Below are 3729 nucleotides of genomic sequence, written 5' to 3'. Positions count from 1 at the left end.
TTGAGGTGGTATGGCCTGATACCTGAGCATGTGCAGCACATTACTTCAGCTACGTTCAACAGGGGCAGGAAAAAAAGATATGATACGCCGGTGGGATCGTTTTTCTATCAGGACGTTCCTGCACGGGTGTATCCGCTGGGAATAGGTCTTATTGGAGACAGGCACAGGCGTTTTCTGATGGCTTCCCCGGAAAAAGCCCTTTGCGATGAGTTGTATCGCATAACAGGGATACGTTCCATTAAAGGCATTGAGAACCTTCTTTTCCAGGACCTTCGCCTGGACCCGGATGAGTTCAGCAGGCTGGACAGAAGGACATTGATAAATTTTGCCCTGCGCTACCATGCAGCGACCTTAAACAGCTTTGCCAAGTTTCTGGGAAGGGATATTCATGCGTGAAGCCTGTGTTCAATTGTTTGAAGAATACCTGGAAAAGAACCAGGGCTCAGCGCACAGGGCTCTGGCTGAAACCATTCAGGCTGCTGCCTTGCTTGGCCTGGCCCGCACGGATTTTTTCGCCCATGCCGCATTTTACGGCGGCACTGCCCTGCGTTTGCTGTACAATCTGGACAGATTTTCAGAAGATCTGGATTTTTCTCTGCTGGAGCCTGCGCAAGATTTCCAGCTTTCATCCTGTCTGGATGCCCTGCAGGATGAAATGAAGGCCCTGGGATTCAGCGTGGAGATTGAAAGTCGCGGCAAAAGCTTGGATACGCCCATTGAATCAGCCTTTATCAAGGCCAATACACGCATGCACACTATCAGAGCCGGAGCGCCCCGGGCAATTGCCCAAAGGCTTCATAAAAACGAGCTGTGCAAGGTCAAGCTCGAAGTTGATGTTGATCCTCCGCCCGGGGCAGAGTTTGAGGTAATGTTCGTTGACGATCCTGTCCCCTTTTCTGTGCGGGCCTATTCGAGGCCGGCCCTGCTGGCCGGGAAGATGGATGCTATTTTGTACCGCGCCTGGCAGAACAGGGTCAAAGGCAGAGACTGGTATGATTTTGCTTTTCTGGTACGCAAGAAAGTGCCGCTCCTGCTCCCGCATCTGGAAGCCAGGCTGCGGCAGCGGGGTGTCTATACAGAAAAGGCCCCGCTTTCTCCGGACCAATGCGTGAATATGATAGCCAAACGTATCGAGGCCGTTGATTTTGAAGCTGCCAAAGCGGATGTTGCTGCCTTTATCCCCAGTCCAAGGGATCTGGATGTCTGGTCCAGGGATTATTTTTATCATGTACTGAGGAATCTGCAATTTAGCACTGTTTCAGGGAAAAACAGGCATGGATGACGTAAGAAAAGATCTGGTCTGACTGAACCTGTAATCACGTCAAGGCGTGACAGGCAGAGCTCGGGAAAAGAGAGAAAACAATTTTTTCATTTCCGCGAGTTACGGCAAAGAAAAAGGACTTCCGCCCCGGGCGGGGAGTAGTTTATCCATAGACCCCGGCTCGGGGGAGGCAGAAAAAAGCCTTTAGCAGCATTGAATATAAAGAGCTTGATCATGGTTAAACTCCATACAAAACGTCGAAGAGCCTCATTTTTAAAAAAACATCAATGGTTCATTCATCATTTTGACTGTTCGCTATTCCTCTGGCTCTAAGCCTTTTTATCCAGTAATTTTCAAGGCCCGGGTTAAGGATACGCAGAACTTTATCTTTACACTTTGCGCTTGCCCGGTGAAATTTCTTCCTGTTTCACCTGGCAAGCGCGAGGTGTAAAGAAATCAGCGGCAAAAAATTGCCTTTCAGTTACCAGTTAAATAATCTATTTACTAATACATTTTAACAGATTCTGTGGCGGAGGGAACCATGGGCATCATCTTAAACCCGCAATATGTAGTTGACAACGAACAGAGCACCAAGGCGGTCATGTTAAGTATACAAGAATGGAATCAGGTTTTAGAAGAACTTGAGGAACTTGAAGATATTCGCTCTCACGATGCGGCCAAAGCCGGACCCCAGGAAACGTTACTGTTTGAAGAGGCAGTTCGGCAAATCCAGGAGGATGACAAAGAGTGACATACACGATTGAAATCCTGCGCTCTGCCCAGAAACAGCTCTCAAAGATTGAGCGCACGGAACAGTCGCGTATCATTGAATCAATTCGAAAATTTGCAGAAAATCCCCGTCTACCTGGATGAAGTAAAATTTCCGGCAGGCCGGCCTGGAGAATTCTAGTGGGATCTTATCGAGTGATATTATGAAGTGCAGTACGATAGTTTGCTGGTTTTAATCGTTGATATTGGTCACCGCAGGGAAATTTATCGTAAATAATATACATTATCTCCCTTGGCACCGCCTGCCCCGTCGCCGGCAAAATAGTACCACAGAAAGCGCAGGCCTATGAGCTTACCCAGGATCAGAAGAGTTGCACCGATGATAAAGAAAAACCGGAAGGGCTTGTAGACCACAAAGATGCGCACAATGGTCATGATGGAGTGCTGGATATATGAGGGGATGCTCCGGAACAGCCGGGAGGGGCGCCGCAGGTCCTGGTTCACCCGGGGACCAAGGATATGGCCAAATTTTTGTAGTCTTTCGGCAGTACCCGGCATCCCTTTCTCGCGGTTCCAGTCCTCTTTCAGGCTTCAGTCCTTTTTAACCATCCCTATCCCCTGCTTTTTTATAGACTTTCAAGCCCTCTCTTTTGCCTATAACCAGGATTTTAATGAGAACCATATCATGAATAGTTTTGTAAATTATCCGGATTCTTTTCTTGTCAGCATAAAGTTTTTTATAACCTGACAGATCAATCCCGTGTTTTTGACCCAGGCTCTGCCCCAGCTCAGGTTTTGTGGAAAGCTTATTGATTTGCTTCAGGACCAGAAGCTTTACCCGGTGATCCAGTTCCTGGAGATCTTTTAAAGCGTCTGGATGGAATTTGAGCTTATAGTTCATCTCTTCCAAGCCCGTGCTCGGATAAAATCTGCTCAAAATCAACATATTCGTCTATAGGTGTTTTTTCTCGTTCTTTAATCAACCTGGAAAGCTGCAGGTGCTCCATGATGTCGGCAAGCTCCTGTATTCTTTCATATTCTTCAATGGGGAGAATTACGGCTTCGAGCTTGTTTTTCCGCAGCACAGCGATCTTGTCTCTTTTCTTATTTTTAATGCTTTCCAGGACAGAGCTGAAATTCCTCACGATATCTGTTGAACTCATCAGTTCTTCTTTTTTGTAAGTCTGCATGTCCGGCTCCTTTCTCAAAATATTCAATGTCGAAAATTACACAAGCAAACACATATTGCCGTATGTGTATAAAAACATCAATAGCTCATTCATCATTTTGACTGTTCGCTATTCCTCTGGCACTCAGTCTTTTTATCCAGTAATTTTCAAGGCACGGGTTAAGGATACGCAGAACTTTATCTTTACACTTTGCGCTTGCCCAGTGAAATTTCTTCCTATTTCACAGGGGTCAAGCGCGGAGTGTAAAGACAAGGATTCGGCTAAACGATCTGACCAGGAAAACTGAACGATATATCAAACGCAAGATCCGCACCCTGGTTATGAGCCGGGAGGAGTTCCAGGACTTTTTGCCCCAGCTGCAGAACCGCCCGCACTTTCTGGTATGGGAGAGAGGGAATGATGAGGGCTGAAACCTGAAACCTGAAACTTGAAACCTGAAACTTGAAACCTGAAACCTGAGACTTGAAACCTGAAACCTGAAACCTGAGACTTGAAACTATAAAAACTGAGACCTGAAAGTTGAAGCCTGAATACCTAACACTTCAGCAT

Annotated in this window: 6 protein-coding genes; 3 read left to right on the top strand and 3 right to left on the bottom strand. The window is 46.7% G+C overall.

The window, feature by feature from the left end; all coding sequences use genetic code 11:
• The 3 genes from QZP87_RS04755 to QZP87_RS04745 form a co-directional block, all read left to right on the top strand.
• Positions 1–396 (top strand): hypothetical protein (locus QZP87_RS04755; protein WP_291321774.1); only part of this gene is annotated, 396 nt, incomplete at its 5' end.
• Positions 389–1282, top strand: a complete 894-nt coding sequence (locus tag QZP87_RS04750; protein WP_291321773.1) for a nucleotidyl transferase AbiEii/AbiGii toxin family protein — start codon at positions 389–391, stop codon at positions 1280–1282. The genes QZP87_RS04755 and QZP87_RS04750, both read left to right, overlap by 8 nt.
• Positions 1283–1802: 520 nt before the next feature.
• Positions 1803–2012 carry a hypothetical protein gene (locus QZP87_RS04745; protein ID WP_291321772.1) on the top strand — a complete coding sequence of 70 codons (210 nt, stop codon included), beginning with the start codon at positions 1803–1805 and terminating at the stop codon, positions 2010–2012.
• Positions 2013–2254: 242 nt separating this feature from the next.
• Here QZP87_RS04745 and QZP87_RS04740 read toward each other — a convergent pair whose 3' ends face one another.
• From QZP87_RS04740 to QZP87_RS04730, 3 genes are read right to left on the bottom strand one after another with little or no spacing between them, the layout of a single operon-like run.
• Positions 2255–2548: a hypothetical protein gene (locus tag QZP87_RS04740; protein WP_291321771.1), complete on the bottom strand. Its 294-nt coding sequence runs from the start codon at positions 2546–2548 to the stop codon at positions 2255–2257.
• A 43-nt stretch (positions 2549–2591) separates the two neighbouring features.
• Positions 2592–2891: a type II toxin-antitoxin system RelE/ParE family toxin gene (locus tag QZP87_RS04735; protein ID WP_291321770.1), complete on the bottom strand. Its 300-nt coding sequence runs from the start codon at positions 2889–2891 to the stop codon at positions 2592–2594.
• Positions 2881–3180: a type II toxin-antitoxin system Phd/YefM family antitoxin gene (locus QZP87_RS04730; protein ID WP_291321769.1), complete on the bottom strand. Its 300-nt coding sequence runs from the start codon at positions 3178–3180 to the stop codon at positions 2881–2883. The genes QZP87_RS04735 and QZP87_RS04730 overlap by 11 nt, the downstream gene beginning before the upstream one ends.
• Positions 3181–3729: the final 549 nt, after the last annotated feature.

The sequence above is a fragment of the Desulfonatronospira sp. genome (assembly GCA_003563255.1).
Classification (GTDB): domain Bacteria; phylum Desulfobacterota; class Desulfovibrionia; order Desulfovibrionales; family Desulfonatronovibrionaceae; genus Desulfonatronospira.
Note: the sequence above shows the minus strand (reverse complement) of the source record. Positions and strands in the feature narration are given on the sequence as shown.